Consider the following 20,414-nt stretch of genomic DNA (forward strand, 5'->3'; position numbering starts at 1 on the left):
CGCCCCGCTGCCGCGCCAGCCGGCAGCGGCAGCCCCATTACCGGATCGGGTACAACCTCGATCCGGCCAGCCGCAACGCCAATCCGCTTCAATAGCTCAGCGGATTCGGCGTCCCGCACAGACACATACGCGCTCTTCCGCATGCTTGAGCGGATGAGCGGATCCATCCAGCGGCGGTTCACCGGCCCGATCCCTTGCGAATAAATAAACGTCGGCTTGCCAAGCCATTGGGCAAGCTTGATGATTCCGGTGTAATACGGAATCGTCTTTGCGCTTGTGGCGTCCTGCAGCAGGCTTCCCCCGCCGCTGATCAGCCCGTCGCTTGCGCGGAGCGCGTTCAGCACGTCCTTCGGATGCATCCTCCGGACGGCTTCCACGCCGTACATGCGGCTTGTCCAAGCCGGGTCGGCCGACAGCACGACCGGCTGAATTTGAACACCGTTAGCTTTGCCCTGCTCGGCTAACGCTAGCAGGATCGAGCGGAGTACCGCTTCATCGCCGCTGTTGCGAAAGCCGTAGTAGCCGGAAATCACTATTCGGTAATTTTTTTTATCAGTCCCGGTGACCATTTACGCCATACCCCTTCCACCACTTGCCACACGCCGATCAAGATCAGGCCGATAATCGCGCCAAGGCCAAGACCGAGGAATACGCGGATAATCGAAATGTACAGCGGCGTATGAATGTGAGCGAACGTATCGACCATCGACAGCTGTCCGATCGAGCCTACAATAATGAACACCCACGCTGCGCGGTAGCGAAGCGCAAGGAACAGACCCGCCAAGAGCAGCGGATGCGCCAAGAGGAATTCCTTGCTGCGCGGACGAACGCCAAACGTCTGCTCCAGCCAGTTGCGGAACGTCAGCTCCAGCGAAGAAGCCGAACCTTCGTTGCCTGTCCGAGACAGGTAGTACATACCTACTACGGCAATTACCACAAAGGCCACAACCATAAACACCGTAATCGGCATATTGGCGAATTTGCGGATACGGCGTACCGGAGAATTGCCCGTATAGAGCAGCACGTAAATCGCCGTTAAGCCGATAGGCGCCAAATGAAGCAGGCTGACGCCGCGGAATTGCTGCAGCACCATGCTATACGTAATATTGTTCAGAAGACCAAAGACAAAAGGCACCGCCATCAGCGAAATCAGTGCGGTAACGATAAACCAGATCACCGCAAGGCCAAGGCGGCGACCTACCGTCAAGCCTTCGAATACCCATTTACCTTCACCAGGAGCGCCGGCTCGTCCATTCCAGGCGGCTCCGCCCACCGTGCGGAGGCTGCCCTCGGTACGGGAATAGACGCGATTCATGACCCAGACAAGCGCAAGGGTAGGAGCACTGATGCCGGCTCCAAGCGCCAGCGCCTGCTCGGCAAGCGGACTGTTGATCTGGAACAGGCCCGCAGCCCCAACGAGACCGATCAAATAAAGCGGAATCAGTGTACCTGGGATGAAGACATTAATGAGCAGGGCAATCAGAGCAACGGCGCCTGCAGCTACAACCATCTTAAGCGGCTTGATGTAAGACGGATGCTTCACGTCAAACGGCTGAGCCAGATTCGGAGAGAAGCCTTCATCGGTCATGCGCTGAACCAGGCCGTCCTTGCCCTTCATCGTGATATAGAGATTATCCAGACCGCTTACGACGGCCGACTTCTCCAGGCTTGTCTGCACACTGGCATTCAGGAAGAACATCCGAATGTTGCGGTCCTTCGCGGCAAGCAGGAAGCGGTCGGTAAGCACCTCCGGCGATTTGCCGATAGCATCTTCAGCCGACAGGGAGTACAAGCGTACGATATTATAATTTGTAATATATGCTAATTTATTTATACCGGATTGAGGTTTTTTCAAGTTCTCGATCGTTGCGATACCCATGCCGTATTTGTTCAGCAATTCAGCGAACGAATTAAGGCTGTGAAGCTCGACTTGATCCTTAAAGCCCTTCACCGTAGCACCGTCAAACAATACGCGGGTTACGCCGACTTCCTTCAGACGGGCCAGCTGCGCATCCGTTGCGGCCTCATCGTAAGGCAGCACACGGTCCGAGAACCGGGCCAGAATGTGAAAACCTTTGTCGTGCAGGGTCTGAAGCGTAATCGGGTCAAAATCCATCGGCTGCAGCAGCACGGACTGCAGCGGCATTTCAACGACAAGTCCGTTGCGTCCGTCAAAGGACCAAGGACGGTACGTTGCACCGGCATGATCCATTGCCTGACGGATGATTGGTCCAATCTTCTCTTCCTCTTCTGTACCGCTGAACAAAATATAAGTAAAGTTCTGTCCTACCGGCTCCAGCTTGCTTTGAAGAAGAGCGATATCCTTCGAGCTATAATATTTCAGGCGTCCGGCCTGGGAAAGCTCCTTAAGGGAGCTTTCGTACAGGGACATCGTCGTAATGCCGGCGACTTTCATTTTCTCCAACTGCTCGTCGATAAACTGCTGCGGCCGCGTCTGGTATTCCGAGATTTCAACCAGATCGCGATAATCGAATACGTATTCCACGGATTTCGAGGATGCTTCCATATTCATTCGATTCATACCGATCGGCAATGCGGCGATTACGCCAATAATTGCAATAACCCACAGCCAGAGTATCGCTTTGCGGTTCCATTGCTGCCAACGTTGAAGCACAATAATCCTCCGTTCAATCTCTTGCGAATGTAATCCCTATCTGACAATAACCCGCCTCGGCGGATTAAGCTTTGTTGTCTACGCGTTCCATGACGGCTCCGCGGAGTTTTCCAAGCAGCTCGGCTGCATGCTCCGTGGACTCCCCGCGAACGGCGAAATACACTTTAATCTTAGGCTCCGTACCGGATGGACGCAGGCAGAACCACGATCCGTCGGCGAGCATGTATTTCAGTACGTTCTCCGGACGAAGCCCGTCAAGTCCGCCAAGGTAATCAAGTACTTTCTCCACCTTCACGCCGTTGATCTCGGCAGGCGGATTGTTGCGCCAGTCATTCATAATGCCGGCAATCTGCTGCACGCCGTCAAGACCCTTCAGCGTACGCGACTCAAGACCTTCGAGATAGAAGCCATGCTTCGCATACAGTTCAAGAAGAACGTCGTACAACGTTTTTCCTTGACTGCTATAGTATGCCGCCGCTTCGCAAATCAATAACGAAGCCACAACCGCATCTTTGTCGCGGGCATAATCGCCAGTCAAATAACCGTAGCTTTCTTCATAGCCGAACAGGAAAGTATGCTCGCCCGTTTGCTCGTAAGCCGTCATTTTCTCGCCAATATATTTGAAGCCAGTCAATGTATTCTCTACGGCTGCGCCATAGGAACGAGCGATATCGGCCCCCATCTCGCTGGTAACGATCGTTTTGATCACGACGCCGTTAGCCGGCAGCTGGCCGCGTTCCTTCAATTGACTGAGCACATATTCGATCATCAGAGCGCCCGACTGATTGCCTGTCAGGACGACATATTCGCCATTGTTGTTTTTAACAACCGCACCCATGCGGTCTGCATCAGGGTCCGTACCCATAATAATGTCGGCATTAATCTCTTGAGCTAGCTTCATTGCAAGCGTAAAAGCTTCGCGCTCTTCCGGATTCGGGGATTTGACCGTGCTGAAGTAACCGTCAGGCGCCTCCTGCTCGGCTACGATATGAACATTGCTGAAGCCCGCTTTGCGCAGCACTTCGCGGACAGGCAGGTTGCCCGATCCATGAAGCGGCGTAAAGACCACTTTGAATTTCTCGCCAAGACCGCTTTGCAGCAGCTCTTTGTTCAAGCTTTGCGCAACAACGGTATCCGTGTATTGCTCGTCTGCTTCCGCATCAAGCCATACAAGAAGGCCTTGCGCTTCCGCGTCCTCGCGGCTCATTCTTTTCACTTGATCAAAACCGGTTACCTGGCCGATCGAAGCAATAACTTGCTCTGCGTCTTCAGGGATCAGCTGGCAGCCGTCCGCGCCGTAAGCTTTATAACCGTTATATTCCGGCGGGTTGTGGCTAGCCGTAATCACGATACCCGTCGAGCAGCCAAGCGCGCGTACCGCGTAAGAAAGCTGAGGCGTCGGGCGCAGCGAAGGGAACAGATAGGTTTTCACGCCGTTTGCGGCAAGCACCAGCGCGGAGTCAAGCGCAAACTCTGGCGAGTTGTTACGCGAGTCGTGAGCGATTACCGCGGATGGCTGACCCTTTACTCGGGAGAGGATCCAGTTCGCGAGACCTTGCGTAGCTTTGCCTACGGTATAAGCATTCAGACGGTTTGTGCCTGCGCCCATAACGCCGCGAAGACCGCCTGTCCCAAATTCAAGATCGCGGTAGAAACGGTCGGTAATTTCCTTCTCTTGTCCTTCAATGCTGCGAAGCTCTTCCTTTGTAGCCTCATCGATAAGCGCATCATTCAACCAAGCTTGGTAACGTTCAATTGCTTTTTCATTTTGATTCATTAAACAGCTTCACTCCTTTTTTTATAAAAAAATGATGGTTCTTTATGAGAAAACCTCTATCGAAGCCTTTCGACGATGAGCGACCGCGCTTAGAGGTAAGTTTTATCGCCAAATAAAATTTCAAATTCCATGATTCTGGAACTCGGAAATTTTATTGTGGTGAGAAAACCCCTATCGAAGCCTTTCGACGATGAGCGACCGCGCTTAGAGGTAAGTTTTATCGCCAAACAGAATTTCCGTTTTCACTATCCTGGAACTTACAAATACTAAAAAGTCTTAGCGTTCCGACAAGGCAAACATAAGCTCGCCTTCCGCAACCACCTGGCCGTCAACCTTTGCTGTCGCTTTCCCTTTGCCGATTGGCCCTTTAAGACGGGTAATTTCCACTTCCAGCTCAAGCGTGTCGCCCGGCTTTACCTGACCGCGGAAACGGAAGCCGTCGATGCCTGCGAAGAAGCCAAGCTTGCCGCGGTTCGCTTCAACCATCAGCATGGCAACGGAACCCACTTGCGCGAGCGCCTCAACGATCAGTACGCCAGGCATAACCGGATATCCGGGAAAGTGCCCAACAAAGTGAGGTTCGTTCATCGTTACGTTTTTGATGCCTACGGCTCGGACGCCCGGTTCTACCTCCGTAATGCGGTCCACGAGCAGAAATGGCGGGCGGTGCGGAATAATTTCTTGGATTTGATTGATATCGAGCATGAATATTCGCTCCTTTCACGGGTTAACAGGTATAAAATACGTTTACAATACGAAAACTAGTAGTACCCTTCATCAAACTGCAGGTTGTGAAGGTTGAGATAAGGGGGCTTGGCTGGCGGATATCGATAATCCACGGGCCAAGCCTCTTTGTGTGCCTACTGCCTATTGCCCCGGCCCAATGGTTTTGTTTTGTCCGGAGCCCGGCTTGTTCAGCGCCTGGAACAAAATAATGTACACAATCGCCGTAAGGAACGAGAAGGCAATAACTGCCCACAAGTACGAATCGGCAAACGGTGCTTCCAGAAATACAAACATGATGCCGATATAAAACAGCACCGTTGTCAATTTGCCCATCCAATTCGCCGGCACGGTCTTTTTCCCTTTAAAGTGAAACACCATGCCTCCGGCTATCATTCCCAAATCGCGCAAAAAGATCGCTGCAGCCGCTGCCCACGAGATGTGGCCGGCAAGGAGTAGCGATAAAATGACGGAAATGAACATTAGCTTGTCTGCGAGCGGATCGAGCATTTGGCCGACTGTCGTTACCTGCCCTGTGCGCCGGGCAATATACCCGTCAAGTATATCCGTGAGGCCTGCTGCCACGACAACCAGAAAGGCGTAAATCATGTGTCCCTGCGCGAAAATCGCGACATAGACGGGGATCATTGCAAAACGCAGCGACGTTAAAAAATTCGGCAGATTCAAACGCGCACGCCCCTCTACCTTTATCCGTTTCTTCCATACAAGGTTCCCAATCATTATACAACTACCATATGAAAATGAAAACAGCACCCACCGTCCGCGGGAAACCAAAAAAAGCTGCTCCCCAGTCACCATAACATAATGACTTCCGGAAACAGCCCTTCATTAATAAATATTCATGTTCTACGTATCGGAGAAAACCAAATCATACATATGCTGCCAGGTTTCCCAATGGAATACATCGCTGCCTGGCTGCTTGCCTACAACCGCATACCCGACATACAGACCGGTGATGAGCATAATAACCATGATGACCGGCACAATGCTTTTGCGCAAAATCCAAAATGTGATCCGCGCACCTGTGGAACGCTGCTTTTTCTCGGAATGGTCGCCGCCCACCGTGTTGCTTCTTTCCTCGACTGGCGGCTTTTCCTGATTTTTCGGCGCGCTCCGCGTCAGAACCGCCCGTTCATCCGTCATACTCTCACCCTATCTATTTGCGCAGGCTGTTGGCTAACCCCATCATGGTGTCGCTGGACGTTAAAGCTCTTGCGGCCATTTGGTAAGCACGCTGCACATTAATAAGCTCCGTCATCTCGTCACCCAGATTAACATTCGATTGCTCCAGGGCGCCCTGACGAAGCGCTATGCCATTCTCGCCGCTTGGCGTTACGTTCTGCAGCACGTCTGCCACGTTAATGCCGTCGGCTATTTCATACAAATTATCCGCTACCAGCGTTAAGGCTGCGGGACGGGTTGCTTGAACAAGCTTGATGGAGCCGAGCTCAATCGTGCTTCCGTCAGTAGCCACGCCCTCCGCCGTACCGTCCGGATTAACCCGAAGCTGATATCCGCTTGGCACGACCAGAGGTCCCTCGCCTGACGGCGTATTCGCAACAACCGGATAGCCTTCCGGCGTTGCCAAAATCGTATCACCGTTTGCCGCAACCGTCAACTGCAGCGCGCCATTGCGGGTATAAGCGCGGTCTCCGTTTGCGTTAACGGCAACCTCGAACAATGCGTCGCCTTCAATCGCAAGATCGGTATCCTTTTCCGTCGTTTTGATCGTCCCTTGCTGCAAATTCGGCTGAATCATTGCAAGCCTCGAGCCCCAGCCTTGGTTGAAGTTCAGGGAAGTCAATCTTCCGGGCTGATTGAACGCATCCGGCTGCTTCCTTGTATTGTTCAACAGATCCTCGAAGGTAGCTTCCTTACGTTTATAGCCTACCGTATTCACATTCGCAATATTATCCGCCAGCATGTCCAATTTCTGCTGCAGGGCATTCATCGATACGCTGGCATTAATCATCGAGCTGTTCAATTCTTGTTACGCCTCCTTCGAGCCTATACCCGGCCTACTTGATTCACCGCTTTATCCAAGCTTTCGTCATAAAATTGGATAACCTTCTGGTTCGCTTCATAAGCGCGCAGCGCGGCCATCAAATCTACCGAGGATTGCGCGGCGTCAACATTGGAGCGCTCTACGTAGCCCTGCCGCACTTCAACGCGTTCACCTGCCGCAACGGGACGGACATCCTGGGCATCGCCGGCCAGACGGAATTTCCCGTCCCCTTCGCGGGCTAGCTCATTGGGATTATCGATCCGGGTCAGCAATAGCTGTTTTCCCGAATCCGCCCCAGTCTTTGCGTCAACGAAACGCTGGTCCGCCGTCAAGGTCAGGCCATCCAGGCTGACGCCGGAAGGGAATTGAATCGGGTTGCCGTCCGTCCCGAGCACATTCGATCCGTCGCCGGCTACCAGGAAACCGTCCGAAGTCAAGGTAAAGGAGCCTCCGCGCGTATAGCGAATCTCCCCGTTCTTGTCCTGCAGCGTAAAAAAGGCTTGAGGCTGGAACGTCACTTGTCCATCCGGCGATACGTATTTGCCGGAGGCATCAAAAGCCATTCCCGGCACGTCAATATTGGAAACAAGGGCAAAATCCGAGGATTTGCCCGTCTGCATCAGGTCGCCCTGCAGATGAATCGCAAGGCTTTCTTCGGCGAACACGCCAGTGCTGACCTTGCCAATCTGCTTCTCTTCCTTCTGGTCTACTCCCGTCAGCGACAGCAGCATCTCCGGAAAAGAACGGGTTACCGCATAGGTCTGCTTATAACCAGGCGTATTAATATTGGTAATATTATTCGTTATCGTATCGTGTCTGCGCTGCTGCGCGGTCATACCCGCCGCAGCCGTATAAAGACCTCTTAACATGTGCGCCTCCCCGGCCGGTCCGCTTGCGAAGCCGTGCTCTTAGAAAAATCGTATCTCTTCTTATATAATATCGGCTTCGCGCAGAGCCGCCGTTATAGATCCTCCCTGCGACCTTGGACTCAATTTATGCCTTGGCACGCCCCCCACAGCGCCCTACCCGCACAAATTAGGCCCGGCTTTTTTTACCGAGCTTGTCCAAGTTATCAAGAAGAATGCCCGTTCCCTTCACGACGCAATGCATCGGGTCCTCCGCAATAAGAACGGGAACCTTAAGCTCGTCCGCAAGCAGAGCATCCAGCCCGTCCAGCAGCGCGCCGCCGCCGGTCAGAATGACGCCACGGTCGATAATATCGGCGGACAATTCGGGTGGTGTGCGCTCCAGCACCATTTTAGCCGCAGCCACAATCGACATCACCGGATCCCACAGGGCTTCTCGCACTTCCGCGGAACGAATTGTAATCGTCAGAGGCAGACCGGATACCATATCGCGTCCGCGAATGTCGATCTCGTCATGCCGTCCATCCTCGTACACCGTACCGATCTTGATCTTGATATCCTCGCTTGTCCGCTCACCGATCAGAAGACGGTACTTATCCTTGATGTACTTCATAATCGCCGCGTCGAACTTGTCCCCCGCGATTTTGATTGAGGATGAGGTCACAACGTCGCCCATCGACAGAACCGCCACGTCGGTCGTTCCCCCGCCGATATCCACGACCATGTTGCCGCTAGGCTGGAATATGTCCATTCCAGCCCCGATAGCGGCAGCCTTTGGCTCTTCCTCCAGAAACACTTCCTTGGCGCCGCTCCGTTCAGCCGCTTCGCGAATCGCTTTCTGCTCTACCGACGTAATATTGGTAGGAGCGCAGATCAGAATGCGCGGACGGCTGAACCATTTGCGGCCTTCAACACGGTCAATAAAAGCCTTAAGCATAATTTCCGTAATTTCGAAATCGGCAATAACGCCGTCGCGAAGCGGACGGATGGCAACGATGTTGCCGGGCGTACGCCCAACCATGCGGTGCGCTTCTTCGCCAACGGCGAGCACCCGTTTCGAATCGCTTTCAATCGCGACTACCGAAGGTTCGTCGAGAACAACGCCCTTCCCTTTCACATGAATGGATACATTTGCAGTACCCAGATCAATACCGATATCCTTGCTGAGCATAAGGCTATAGTCCTCCAACCAATAATGTAATCATCCCGTCCATAAATAGTTCCCACGACATAGGACATACTGATGTACATTATTCGCCAAAAACCACAAAATTCCTCTTATCTATGCGCACAAAAACTCGAAAAATGTTTAACTTTTGCCAGCTGCGATAACTTCCCGTTTCTTCGTGCTGGTCTTCTTGTATTTAATCTTTGTAGCTTCGCCTCCCCTCAGATGCCGGATCGACTTGTGGTACTCGAGAATGTGCTTCACCTGGTCCGCCAGGTCGGGGTTGATTTCCGGCAAACGCTCGGTCAAATCCTTATGAACCGTACTTTTGGAAACGCCGAACTCTTTAGCGATCGTACGTACCGTATGTTTGGTTTCAACGATGCAGCGACCTATTTTAATGGTTCGTTCTTTGATGTAATCATGCACGTTCCCGCCTCCCTACTCGAGATAGTTTGGTACAGTATATGAGGGGTACGGGTATATATTCTTTATGGTCAAGCCTTAGTGGCGTGTTTGGCCTAAAAATTTCATAAAAAAACGAAACAGGCAGAGGTTTTCACCCCTGCCTGTGAGACTTTCGTCCTATTTTTTTTCTTGAGCGAGCGATTGGCCAACAATGGAAGCCGGGTTAACCGACTTGCCGTTCTCCTGCACGCTGAAGTGAAGGTGAACGCCGAGATCCTTCTCGAGATCGTTGCGGCCCGCTACAGCGATTTTCGTTCCTTGCTTCACATCGTCGCCTACGGCAACTTGGATGTCGCTAAGGCTTTGGTATACCGTTACGAGACCGTCGCCGTGGCTGATCTCTACAACGTTACCGTTTGTAGGATGCTTCTCAACGCGGGTTACTTTACCGGAGAGAGCAGCGAGTACGTCAAACGGTTGATCGCTTGGATCCGCAAAGTCTACGCCGGTGTGAGGAGCAAGCGTGTTATCGCCGATTTGGATAACGGCTTTCGCTTTCTCGTCGCTTGTTGCGTTTACATCATAGTAAGGGAGCACTTCATCCAGGTTGTCTTTGTTTACTACCGGCCATTCCAATTTCTCGCCTTTTCTTTCCGCTTGGAGCGCTTGGTCATTCGGCTTCGCAGCATCGCTGCCTGCAACGGTCTCCGTGTTTTCGGAAGTCGTAGCTGAAGTTTCTTTGGTGGTGTCCGAACCCTGGTAGATCCACATTAAGGCTACGATGATTGCCGCGGCTGCCATAAACGCTGCCGGGGTTACCCATTTCTTCGACAGCAGTTTTTTAAAGCCATTGCTAGACTTAGCGGCAGATACTTCTCCTATTACGTTTTTAGGAGATTCTTGCTTGGTTTTGTTTTGATTTTCATTCATTTGATATCACCTCACTAGCCATTGTTGCCAGAACAACTAGCTTTATACGTGAGGGATTACTATTTTTTGAGAAAAGAAACTTTTAATGAAATTTCGCTGCAAGCTTCGAAGCTTGTTCGACTTTCGTACCCGTATAATAGTAGGTTACGATTTGTTCGGCGCTTTTTCCTTCCTCCGCCATGCCGTTGGCTCCCCACTGGCTCATGCCCACGCCATGGCCGTAGCCGAAGGTCGTTATCTCTATCTCGTCCCCGTCCAGCTTCCATGTAAACTCAGAGGAAGCCAGTCCAAGCTTCTCCCGGACTTCCCGTCCGGTATACGTCTTGCCGTCTATCCGAATATCGGCGATCCGGTTGCCGGCTGTTTTATCCAATACACGGATAACCGGCTTCTTCTTGCCGGCGAGCCCTAATCTCGCATAAAAATCAGAGAGTTGCAGCTTCACCGTCTCCTGATAGCGGGGCGAAAGCTGCTTGTCCCAAGGACTCGCTACGCTTCGAAGGTAAGGAAGCTCCTCCTGAAAATATTGCTCCGAGTTCTCCGTATACCCATTGCTTGTGGAGAAAAACACCGCCTGAATCGGCTCGCCTTCATAGGTGATTACTTCCCCGCGCGTGTCGCTTACCGCTTTGTTCAACTTCGCCATTCTGGATTCCTGTTCATCCTGGGGCCAAAGCTCCTTGAGCTTATCGAGCGAAATATAGATTTGATGGTCAATCGTATCGGTGACATCCGCACGGGAAGCCGCGCCAGTTGCCGGCATGCCGCTGCGATCATTCAGTTCCAGCCTTCTCACTATATAAGTACGAGCGGCGATCGCCTGGGCCTTTAACGCTTCAAGACCAAAATCGGCGGGCATCTCCCCCGCAACCACGCCTCTGACGTAAGTTTCCAGCGTAACCCGCTCCGTACGTTGTTCCTTTGTTAAATAAACCGTGATATACGTTTCCTTGCTGCCTGCCGCCGTCGCCGGCTTTTCGGATGAAGATGGCAAAGGCGCCTGCCCGAACCCGTCGGCAGACGCCTTATTGCTAGACGTTACGCCGCTCTTCTCCCCCTGGAACCGATCAAGTCCGGTATGGCTTGATTCGGCGTTCCGGTATGCGGAAGTCGCAAGCAATACGGACATACTCATCGCTATTCCAATTCCGAAGGCCGTCCAGCATATAGCGGCCAGCCATCTGCTTCCGGGACGCCTGATCGTCCGTTTCGGTCTGCCTATTACGTATCTCATAGATCTCCTCTCCGCCTATAAGCCGCTTTGAGAGAGTGGACTCTCTCAAAGCCGGCCTTGATGGATTTATTCTATGAGCCTGATTAATAGGATAGAACCCGCGGTTCCCGTTCAAGCACGACGTATATTCTATTGTTTTAGTCATGGCGCAGCGCATCTACGGGACGTAGACTTGCTGCCTTATTGGCTGGCAGATATCCAAATACGACACCTACGAAGGCCGAGAAGCCAAACGACAGAAGCATCGTATTCATCGGCACTTCGGTCGGCGTTTTCATGACCTGGCCTATGATATAAGAGGCTATATTGCCGATAAGGATACCTAGGAGTCCGCCGAGGCCGCTTATCACGACGGCTTCCACGAGAAACTGGAATAAGATGTCTCTCTTCTTCGCTCCCAGAGATTTCCGTATGCCAATCTCTCGGGTACGTTCCGTTACGGAGACAAGCATAATATTCATTATCCCGATTCCTCCAACGACAAGCGAGATGGCCGCCACGTAGATCAGCTGACGGTTCATCGTTTCGTTAACGGAATTCAGCGTCTTCATCGCTTCTTCCTGGTTCAGAACCCGGTAAGCATTCTCGTTGCCGCGGAACTTCTCGTACAAGGTTGATTCCACCTCGCTCACAACCGAACTCATTTGCTTGGTGTCCGTTACCTTCATATTAATCGTGGTTACGCCATTAACCTGAAAGATCTTCTGGGCCGTCGAGATCGGAATGAGAATCTTCTCGTCATTGGAGCCCGTCAGCGAGTCGCCCTTGGATTCCAGCAAGCCTACAATCGTAAAAATATAACCGTTTATCGTAATCTTGCGTCCTACCGCGTCCTCCGGATCCACTCTTTCATCCTCGAACAAGTCTTGAGCGGTCTGCGTACCGATAAGCGCTACCTTTGTCTTGTTATTGATATCGGGAGCAGCAATATACCTGCCGTCCTGTACGCTGAAGTCTTTGACTTCCTCATATTCCGGCGTAATGCCTTCTACGCTTACGGACACTTGAGTCCGGCCGTATTTGGCATAGCCGGTTGTGCTTGTAATGGGAGCAACTCCGCCAACGTTATTCAAGTCGCCTAGCTTCAGCGCCTCATCGACGGACAAAGAGGTTACCGTACCGCGTCCGGTAATCGTAACGGAGAGCGAATCCGGGCTGCCAAGCGTCGAGACCTGGCTTGCCACTTCATTGGATGATGCCTTGCCCATTGCCACAAGCGCAATAACCGTCGCAACCCCAATCAGAATGCCGAGCATCGAAAGGATGGTTCTAAGCTTGTTCGATAAGACGCTTTTGACCGCCATTATGAGGCCCTGCGAAATCTTCATGGCTGTCCCTCCTTTTCTGCTCCGTCAGCACCCCATCCCGGATGATTACCGTACGGCTCGCACGCTGAGCGACCTCCATGTCATGCGTAATCAATACAATGGTCTGCCCGGCACGATTAAGCTCCTCCATCATGCCGAGCACTTCCATGCCTGTCTTGGAATCAAGCGCGCCTGTCGGCTCATCCGCCAGCAGGAGCGGCGGATTGGTGGCTAGTGCCCGGGCAATCGCTACGCGCTGCTGCTGACCGCCGGACAGCTCATTCTGGCGGTGACCCATTCTCTCGCCAAGTCCAACGCGCTCCAGCGCTTCCATCGCCCGGCTGCGTCTTTCCTTCGCAGACAGCCCCCGGTAGATGAGCGGAAGCTCGCAATTCTCAAGCGCCGTCAGCCTGGGCAGCAAATGATACCCTTGAAAAATAAATCCGATCTTCTTATTGCGCATCACCGTGAGCTTGTTATCGCTTTGTCCGCGCACCTCCATGCCGTCAAGCTTGTAGCTGCCTTCATTCGGTACGTCCAGACAGCCGATGATATTCATCAGCGTGGATTTGCCCGAGCCGGACGGGCCAACAATGGCCAGAAAATCGCCATGGTTGACCGTCAGCGAGATATTATGCAAGACCGTCATTTTTTCTCCGGCCATTTTGTAATATTTGACGATATCATTCATTTCAATGAGTGCGGCTTGCCCGGTCATCGCGCACCACCGCCGAAGCCAGTTGCTGCCCGTGTCGAGGTTCTTACGTTTCCGCCTCCGCCTCCGCCGCCGAAGTTGCCTCCGCCGCCAAAGCCGCCTGCCGGGAAGCTACCGCCAAAGCCGCCGCCGAAACCGCCGAACTGCTGTTGCTGTTGAGTCGAGGACGAGCCCATTCCTTGCGCGCCTGATGCTACCGGAATCAATACGGTATCGCCTTCCGCAAGACCGGATTTGATCTCCACGTAAGTCTCGTTGCTAATCCCCACCGTTACTTCCTTCAGCTGCCCGCCAAGCGTAATGCTCTCTCTCATCTGATTAGCCATGCCGTTTCTTCCGCCTTGGCCGCCGGCAGCGCCGTTCCCTCCAGGAAAATTACCGCCCGATGCATTGCCTTGGCCATTTCCTCGCGGGGTCGTACCCCTGCCGTTTGGCGCGGTACCTTGCGCTGCTCCTCCCGGCTTTGTTCCCGTTCCGCTCTGATTGCCGCCGTCCGCAGCCGCAATATTGCGTCCCGTGCTTTTTCCTCCGTCTGCCGTCGTTGTCCCTCCGCTGGCACCGCCTTGGAAGCGTCCGCCCCCACCTTGACCAGCCTCGCCGGTACGGCCTTGGAAGCGTCCGCCTCCGCCTTGCCAGCCGCCGGCGGCAGCCGCTTCGTTACCCGCAGCCCCTTGCGCTCCTTGGCCTTGACCTTGACCGCGCTGGCCTTGGCCGGTTGGCGCAGCCCCCGTTCCCGTTCCGCTTCCGGTACCAGGCACGCGGACATAGGATTTTCCGCCGAATTCAACAACCGCGTTAACCGGCACAAGCACGGCATCCGTGCTTTGTTCCGTTACGATATCCGCCTGGCCGGACATGCCCACCATAACGCCGTCAATATCATTGAGCAGCAAGCTTACGCTGTAGGATGCGGAGCCGTTGGAAGATGTACCTTCCTTCGCAATTTCGGATACCGTTGCTTCAATGGTATGGTCCGTAATTGCGCTAAGCGTGATTTGAGCGGTTTGCTTCAGCTTGACCTGTGAAATATCCAGCTCGTCAATGCTTGTAACGAACTCGAGATGCGTGTAATCTACGATCTCCGCAATGGTCGTGTTTGCCTGAACCTCATCCCCAACGCTTATATCGCTGGTTGTGACCTCGCCGTCAATCGGAGCGATAACCTGCTTTACTTCTTTCGCTTGATCCTCATAGATCTTTTGCAGCTGATCGTTGTAATCGTCGATGGTGGACTGCAGATCGTCAATCTCATTCTTGATCGATTTCGTCGATTGCTCTTCATTCTCCGTGCCGATCGCCTGTTTATATTCCTCTTGCTTGTCTGCGATCTGATCTTTCGTTTTGGTAATATTTTTGTTGATCGTATCGATCTGATCATCGTAATTATCGTTGTCCTCGAAAGTAGCAAGCACCTGCCCTTTCTTCACCTTGTCCCCTTCCTTGAAGGAGAGCGTTGCAATCGTGCCGCTCTTGCCTGCGGTTACCGTCTCTCTCGAGTTCGCCTCTACCGAGCCCGTACCGCTTATCGAGGTCTTAATATCACCTTTGATCGCTCGAGCCTGAACGGCAAGAGGCGTCTCGGTTGTTGCCTTATCGTCGCGCATGTAATAGTAGTAATACGCGCCCCCGCCGGCGGCAGCAAGAATAATGATGATACCAAGCCATAATGTCCACTTCTTCATTGACTGTACTCCACCCTCCATCGGTCATATCTACCGACGAATATATCACGGGAAAATGAACAGAGCATGAACAAGCCTATGAGCATAGGACTATGGGCTTCAGATGCTAGTGAACGTGAACACGTAATAACTCTTGGAATTGCGCACAAAAAAAGCTGCTTCCTTGTCAGGAACCAGCTTTTTGACTAATATATCCGTTACGCCCAAGTAGGCTGCACTTTCAAGACTGCGGCTTCGCGCTTGTAGGCACTGACCGGCTCAAGCTCGACAGCTGGCGCTGCGGCTACCGCGGCAACCGGAGCTTCCGGTTCAACCCGTCTGATATCCGCACCTAGTGCGGCAAGCTTGCCTGTAATATCGACATAACCGCGATCTACGTGGTAAATGCCGGATACTTCCGTCTCCCCGTCTGCACGGAGTCCCGCACAGATCAGCGCGGCGCCTGCGCGTAAATCGGTTGCGCACACTTTGGCGCCAACGAGCGGTACATTCCCGGTTACGAACGCCGAACGGCCTTCGACCTTAATCTGCGCGCTCATCTTCTTGAACTCCTCCACATGCATGAAGCGGTTCTCGAATACCGTCTCCGTTACGACCGAGGTGCCTTCCGACACGAGCAAGAGCGCCATCATCTGGGACTGCATGTCAGTCGGGAAGCCCGGATGCGGCAAAGTTTTCACATCCACCGATCTGAGCGCTTTTGGAGCACGGACACGAATGCCGTTATCCGATTCCGTGACTTCCACGCCCATCTCTTGAAGCTTCGAGATGACCGGCGTCAAATGGTCGCCAATCGCATTTTCCACAAATACGTCTCCGCCCGTGATTGCCGCAGCAATCATATACGTGCCTGCTTCCACACGGTCGGGAATCACGTTATGCGTTACGCCATGCATACGGTCAACGCCTTCGATCCGGATCTCGCCCGTACCGGCACCGCGAACCTTAGCGCCCATGGCATTTAAGTAGTTAGCAAGATCAACGATCTCCGGCTCTTTCGCCGCGTTCTCGATCGTTGTTGTGCCTTCCGCCAAAGCGGCGGCCATCATAATATTTTCCGTTGCCCCGACGCTGGCTACATCCAGATAGATCTTCGCACCTTTAAGACGCGCCTTCGTACTTGCTTCAATGAAGCCGTGTCCAAGCGTAATCTCCGCTCCCATTGCCTCGAAGCCCTTCAGGTGCTGGTCAATTGGTCTTGTACCAATCGCGCAGCCGCCCGGAAGCGAAATACGGACCTTGCCGATTCTGGCGAGCAGCGGGCCCATAACGAGGAAGGATGCACGCATCTTGCGAACAAACTCGTATGGAGCCTCAAAGGTGGAAATCGTACCCGCAGAAATCCGCATCGTCTCATTGTTGTAAGTAATTTTTGCGCCTAACGAAGCTAATACTTTCTGAATGGTCATTACATCGTCGAGGAGGGGAACGTCACAGATGACGCTGTCTCCTTCCGCCGCTAATAACGAGGCCGCCAAAATGGGAAGTACTGCATTTTTTGCACCGCTGACACGGACCGTTCCCGATAGACGCTGGCCTCCGCGGACGATAATTTTGGTCATCTTATAGTTCCCTCCGCGAACTGAATTTCTCCAAACATTAGTTCCATTTTTAGTATAAGAAAATGACAATTCCATGCTTTATCCAACCTTCATCTTATCATTCATTTACACAAATCGACAAGCGGTAAATTATTACCAGAAAGATCGTCAAAAAGCACTAAAAAAACCGCTTATGCAGAGTCGAAAGTACTGCCCTCCGTTGCCGTTGGGGCAGCATTTTCAATTCTAATCCGGGGCTTTATATATAGTTGTTCGTAGTCTCGTGTCATTTTCATACCGTCCTGTAGTATCCATTGTTGTCTTTTTTGAACGTTGTTATTCGACAAAATACCGCAGGAGCTTCGTCCAGTTCCAATAATCGAGTATGAAACCGGCGAAGCCGTGACCGATAACGACCGCCATGACAACCTGAAACATCCTTGCCTTGGGACTGCGCGGGAATTTAAAAAATACATCCAGCTTGATCTCCTGCAGGATATACCAGACGAATACAATACTGAATAAATTAACGACGATTGAAAATAACGCGATGGTCCCGGTTGCATTTTGCGCATCGTTCACCATTTGATCGATACCCATCTGGTTTAAATTTCCCTTCTACACAATATGTCTGATTCATGGTTATTGTCTATATACCCGGTATAAAATCGTTGTAAACTCCGCCCGGCTCGCTTTTTTGCCCGGCTCGTATACATTGTCCTCCGTTCCGCTGATAACCCCCTTCAGCTTCAGTGCGTTCAGCATCGGAGCGGCCCAATGATTGCGCCCTACATCCTTGAACGGATTGCCAAGCGGCGCTACGGGCCTCACCTGATCCGCATAACCGATAATCATCGCCATCTCCGCTCTTGTAACCGGCTGATCCGGGCGGAAGGTTCCATCCGGGAATCCTTTGATCCATCCCTTCTGAACCGCCTTGGCAATCGCCGCGTATGCCCAATGATCGTAATCCAGATCCTTGAACCGGACATCGGCAGGCATGCCGTACACAACCGGCTTATACGCTTTGATCGCCATCACTACCGCTTCCGCACGGGTAATCGGACGGTTCGGTTCAAAGGTATAAGGACCGGTGCCGCTCACGATGCCAAGCCGGCTCATCTCCACGACGGCATCCCTCGACCAGTGGCTCGCGATATCGCGGAAGCCTGCCACGAGCGGATCGAACTTCACTTGAAAACGGTAATACTGCTTGTCAAAAGCGCCGTTAGCCGTAAGCTTTATGTAGTACACGCCGGGCTGCAGAACCTTATTTGCGGCTTGAAGCGATCCGCTTCGTCCGGTCATCTGAGTGAAGACCAGCTTCTGCTTCTTATCGTATGCTTCCAGCTTCATCATTTTGCCTGCCGGAACGTTAAACAAATTGAGGTCTACGACGCTTGTAGACGCAAGGCGGATTTGGAACCAGTCCACATCGCTTGAGCTGCCGATTACCCCGACGTATTCCGTGCCGGAGGTGGTCATGAGCGCTTCGTAATATTTGTCGTTGGGTTCATTGGGATCCGCATATTTCGGAACGTAGTCTATCTTCAGCGTATAGGTTCCGACGGTGGGACTTGCTTCGGAAGATATCGCATTGTGAACCCGGATATAGTACTTGCCAGGCGAAACGGTCAGAACGGGGGACTGCTCGGCCTCGCCTTCCCGCTCCTCATCGTAAGACATAAGCGCCTGGCCGGCCTGCTGAACCGCAAGCTCGGGATCAATTCGCACCGTATTGGTAGTTACCCGGAGACTTAGCGTACCGCCCTGCGTAAAAGTCACCGCATACCAGTCCCTGTCGGCTAGCTGATGGAACGAACCGGTGATGCTCTGACTGCGCGGCTGAAGCGTAAACGCCTCATACGGTTTGTCATTAGGCTCGTAGCTGTCCGGAGCCATGCTGAAGGTTGCCGCCAACAGATATGGCAGCTTCTGATCCATGTCCTTGTTCATATATTGAATCAGAAAAGCTTGCTTGCCTTTTTTCACCGCAAAATCAACTACGCGGCTCCCCAGCTTGGTCTCTGCCGAAGCCTTCAGCGTATCGCCGGCATAATGCGATAGACGGACAGCCGGCGTCGCGCTGCCCTCTGGGGTCAGTCCCTCAAAATTCAGCGTGACGATGCCGTCATAAGGAGCATCTAACGTATACCAGTCCAGATCGCTGCCGCCGGAGAGCAGCGCCGTAACCTGCTTGCCCGCAGGCAGCGGCTTGGCGCTCGCACGGGTGCCGTTTGGTTCGAAGCGGTCGGACTTCGCCGTCATCGTAACGGCTTTATCCACCTGCAGCAGACCGTATCCGGATTTGTTATCCAGGCCGGGGGCGCCGATATCCTTGGCGGACTGGCGGAGAAGCTCCCTCACCTGGTAAGGCTTAAGCGAAGGATAACGGGCCCAGACCAGCGCTGCCGCAGCCGCAACCTGCGGGGCTGCCATGGACGTCCCTTCTTCTTTCTTATAGCGTCCACCTATTGCGGTTGTATATACATTCCAGGATGCCGCAAGATCAATTTCCGGTCCGGGGTTCGAACGGGGGTCCGGCGTATTGTCCGGCTTCGCTCCGCTGACGCCTAGCACAGTCGGGTAAGCAGCGGGGTACTTGACCTCCGCTTTATCCCCGTGGGTCAACCCGTCGTTGCCTGCGGCCGCCACAAGGAGCACGCCTTTGCTCTCGGCGTAATTGACGATGTCCAGCATATAAGGCGAGTAACGGTTAAGACCAACCGACATAACCACAATCCGGGCACCGTTACGGACCGCGTACAGGATGGCTTCCCCTAAATCGCGTTCCGTACCGTCTCCTTGCGAGTCAAGCGCTTTAATTGGCATCAGCTTGGCTTCCCAAAGGATGCCGCTTACCCCTAAGCCGTTATCGCCTTCAGCCGCAATAACGCCAGCCACCGCGGTTCCGTGGCCGTTATCGTCATCCGGCGGTTTGTTCGGCTGCACGAAGTTGGTGCCGGGAACCAGATTCCGCTTCAAATCCGGGTGATCCAGATCAATCCCCGTATCCACGATCGCAATGGTCAGATCGGTCTGCGTCCGCACGGTTTTCCAGGCTTCCGGCACGCCGATCTGCTTCAGGTAGGTCTGCTTGCCGATTTCGGGATCATCCGCCGCGGTTTGCTCCGCGGCGAGAATGTGCACCCGCTCATTCGGGTGCACGTATTCCACGCCCGGCTCGCGTTGCAGCCGGGCGGCCCAAGCGCTGGCGTCCGCCCCGCCGTCCGCGGGCTGGACGAGCCAGACCTCCGCCGCCTCGCTGCTCTGGCGGCGGAGCACACGCGTCCCGCGCAGCTCATGCGCCTGCGCGGGTTCGCGCCATTTGAGGAGCCAGCCTTGCGGCTCCTCTTTTGCCCCGGCGGGGGCGCCGGCGGCGGCTTTGCTCGCCGCAGCGGC

18 protein-coding genes are annotated in these 20,414 nt (G+C 53.4%); all 18 read right to left on the minus strand.

All coding sequences use genetic code 11. From position 1 onward, the window contains the following. A partial coding sequence (locus PGL01S_RS29225) for a polysaccharide pyruvyl transferase family protein (RefSeq protein WP_174806620.1) occupies positions 1 to 569 on the minus strand: 569 nt, incomplete at its 3' end. After that, positions 533 to 2,635 (minus strand): DUF5693 family protein, encoded by a 2,103-nt coding sequence (locus tag PGL01S_RS29230; RefSeq protein WP_127499025.1) that lies wholly within the window; start codon positions 2,633 to 2,635, stop codon positions 533 to 535. The genes PGL01S_RS29225 and PGL01S_RS29230, both read right to left, overlap by 37 nt. Before the next feature lie 64 nt (positions 2,636 to 2,699). Beyond that, positions 2,700 to 4,412, minus strand: coding sequence for a phospho-sugar mutase (locus tag PGL01S_RS29235; protein WP_127499027.1), 1,713 nt, complete (start codon positions 4,410 to 4,412; stop codon positions 2,700 to 2,702). Positions 4,413 to 4,688: 276 nt separating this feature from the next. Beyond that, positions 4,689 to 5,117 (minus strand): 3-hydroxyacyl-ACP dehydratase FabZ, encoded by a 429-nt coding sequence (gene fabZ / locus PGL01S_RS29240; protein WP_015847330.1) that lies wholly within the window; start codon positions 5,115 to 5,117, stop codon positions 4,689 to 4,691. A gap of 162 nt (positions 5,118 to 5,279) precedes the next feature. Continuing rightward, positions 5,280 to 5,822, minus strand: coding sequence for a CDP-alcohol phosphatidyltransferase family protein (locus tag PGL01S_RS29245; protein ID WP_127499029.1), 543 nt, complete (start codon positions 5,820 to 5,822; stop codon positions 5,280 to 5,282). A 180-nt stretch (positions 5,823 to 6,002) separates the two neighbouring features. Next, the gene (locus PGL01S_RS29250) at positions 6,003 to 6,299 is read right to left on the minus strand and encodes a DNA-directed RNA polymerase subunit beta (RefSeq protein ID WP_127499031.1); all 297 of its coding nucleotides are present in this window, start codon (positions 6,297 to 6,299) and stop codon (positions 6,003 to 6,005) included. A gap of 13 nt (positions 6,300 to 6,312) precedes the next feature. After that, positions 6,313 to 7,140 carry a flagellar hook-basal body protein gene (locus tag PGL01S_RS29255; protein ID WP_127499033.1) on the minus strand — a complete coding sequence of 276 codons (828 nt, stop codon included), beginning with the start codon at positions 7,138 to 7,140 and terminating at the stop codon, positions 6,313 to 6,315. 23 nt (positions 7,141 to 7,163) lie between these two features. Continuing rightward, positions 7,164 to 8,030 (minus strand): flagellar hook-basal body protein, encoded by an 867-nt coding sequence (locus PGL01S_RS29260; RefSeq protein ID WP_127499035.1) that lies wholly within the window; start codon positions 8,028 to 8,030, stop codon positions 7,164 to 7,166. Between the two features lie 166 nt (positions 8,031 to 8,196). Next, positions 8,197 to 9,198, minus strand: a complete 1,002-nt coding sequence (mreB, locus tag PGL01S_RS29265) for a rod shape-determining protein MreB (RefSeq protein WP_127499037.1) — start codon at positions 9,196 to 9,198, stop codon at positions 8,197 to 8,199. A 138-nt stretch (positions 9,199 to 9,336) separates the two neighbouring features. Further along, a complete protein-coding gene (gene spoIIID, locus PGL01S_RS29270; protein ID WP_015847336.1) occupies positions 9,337 to 9,624 on the minus strand; it encodes a sporulation transcriptional regulator SpoIIID in 288 nt (95 codons plus the stop codon). A 156-nt stretch (positions 9,625 to 9,780) separates the two neighbouring features. Next, positions 9,781 to 10,533: a M23 family metallopeptidase gene (locus PGL01S_RS29275; RefSeq protein ID WP_127499040.1), complete on the minus strand. Its 753-nt coding sequence runs from the start codon at positions 10,531 to 10,533 to the stop codon at positions 9,781 to 9,783. Between the two features lie 82 nt (positions 10,534 to 10,615). Then, on the minus strand, positions 10,616 to 11,767 hold the full coding sequence (gene spoIID / locus PGL01S_RS29280) for a stage II sporulation protein D (protein WP_127499042.1): 1,152 nt from the start codon (positions 11,765 to 11,767) through the stop codon (positions 10,616 to 10,618). A gap of 137 nt (positions 11,768 to 11,904) precedes the next feature. Further along, positions 11,905 to 13,095, minus strand: coding sequence for an ABC transporter permease (locus tag PGL01S_RS29285; RefSeq protein WP_127499044.1), 1,191 nt, complete (start codon positions 13,093 to 13,095; stop codon positions 11,905 to 11,907). Then, positions 13,037 to 13,792, minus strand: a complete 756-nt coding sequence (locus PGL01S_RS29290) for an ABC transporter ATP-binding protein (protein WP_127499046.1) — start codon at positions 13,790 to 13,792, stop codon at positions 13,037 to 13,039. Before PGL01S_RS29290 ends, PGL01S_RS29285 begins: the two co-directional genes overlap by 59 nt. Further along, a complete protein-coding gene (locus PGL01S_RS29295) occupies positions 13,789 to 15,471 on the minus strand; it encodes an efflux RND transporter periplasmic adaptor subunit (RefSeq protein WP_164775629.1) in 1,683 nt (560 codons plus the stop codon). The genes PGL01S_RS29290 and PGL01S_RS29295 overlap by 4 nt, the downstream gene beginning before the upstream one ends. 197 nt (positions 15,472 to 15,668) lie before the next feature. Then, positions 15,669 to 17,033, minus strand: coding sequence for a UDP-N-acetylglucosamine 1-carboxyvinyltransferase (gene murA, locus PGL01S_RS29300; protein ID WP_127499050.1), 1,365 nt, complete (start codon positions 17,031 to 17,033; stop codon positions 15,669 to 15,671). 315 nt (positions 17,034 to 17,348) lie between these two features. Continuing rightward, on the minus strand, positions 17,349 to 17,612 hold the full coding sequence (locus PGL01S_RS29305; RefSeq protein ID WP_015847343.1) for a DUF1146 domain-containing protein: 264 nt from the start codon (positions 17,610 to 17,612) through the stop codon (positions 17,349 to 17,351). Between the two features lie 42 nt (positions 17,613 to 17,654). Next, positions 17,655 to 20,414 (minus strand): S8 family serine peptidase (locus PGL01S_RS29310; protein WP_127499052.1); only part of this gene is annotated, 2,760 nt, incomplete at its 5' end.

Origin of the sequence: Paenibacillus glycanilyticus NBRC 16618 (genome assembly GCF_004000805.1) — a bacterium.
In the GTDB taxonomy this organism is placed as follows: domain Bacteria; phylum Bacillota; class Bacilli; order Paenibacillales; family Paenibacillaceae; genus Pristimantibacillus; species Pristimantibacillus glycanilyticus.

Coding starts and splice junctions, on each gene's coding strand:
- spoIID (WP_127499042.1), bottom strand. CDS start 11,767: ATGAGATACGTAATAGGCAGACCGAAACGGACGATCAGGCGTCCCGGA.
- murA (WP_127499050.1), bottom strand. CDS start 17,033: ATGACCAAAATTATCGTCCGCGGAGGCCAGCGTCTATCGGGAACGGTC.
- fabZ (WP_015847330.1), bottom strand. CDS start 5,117: ATGCTCGATATCAATCAAATCCAAGAAATTATTCCGCACCGCCCGCCA.
- PGL01S_RS29285 (WP_127499044.1), bottom strand. CDS start 13,095: ATGAAGATTTCGCAGGGCCTCATAATGGCGGTCAAAAGCGTCTTATCG.
- PGL01S_RS29305 (WP_015847343.1), bottom strand. CDS start 17,612: ATGGGTATCGATCAAATGGTGAACGATGCGCAAAATGCAACCGGGACC.
- PGL01S_RS29260 (WP_127499035.1), bottom strand. CDS start 8,030: ATGTTAAGAGGTCTTTATACGGCTGCGGCGGGTATGACCGCGCAGCAG.
- PGL01S_RS29250 (WP_127499031.1), bottom strand. CDS start 6,299: ATGACGGATGAACGGGCGGTTCTGACGCGGAGCGCGCCGAAAAATCAG.
- PGL01S_RS29290 (WP_127499046.1), bottom strand. CDS start 13,792: ATGACCGGGCAAGCCGCACTCATTGAAATGAATGATATCGTCAAATAT.
- PGL01S_RS29275 (WP_127499040.1), bottom strand. CDS start 10,533: ATGAATGAAAATCAAAACAAAACCAAGCAAGAATCTCCTAAAAACGTA.
- PGL01S_RS29235 (WP_127499027.1), bottom strand. CDS start 4,412: ATGAATCAAAATGAAAAAGCAATTGAACGTTACCAAGCTTGGTTGAAT.
- PGL01S_RS29295 (WP_164775629.1), bottom strand. CDS start 15,471: ATGAAGAAGTGGACATTATGGCTTGGTATCATCATTATTCTTGCTGCC.
- mreB (WP_127499037.1), bottom strand. CDS start 9,198: ATGCTCAGCAAGGATATCGGTATTGATCTGGGTACTGCAAATGTATCC.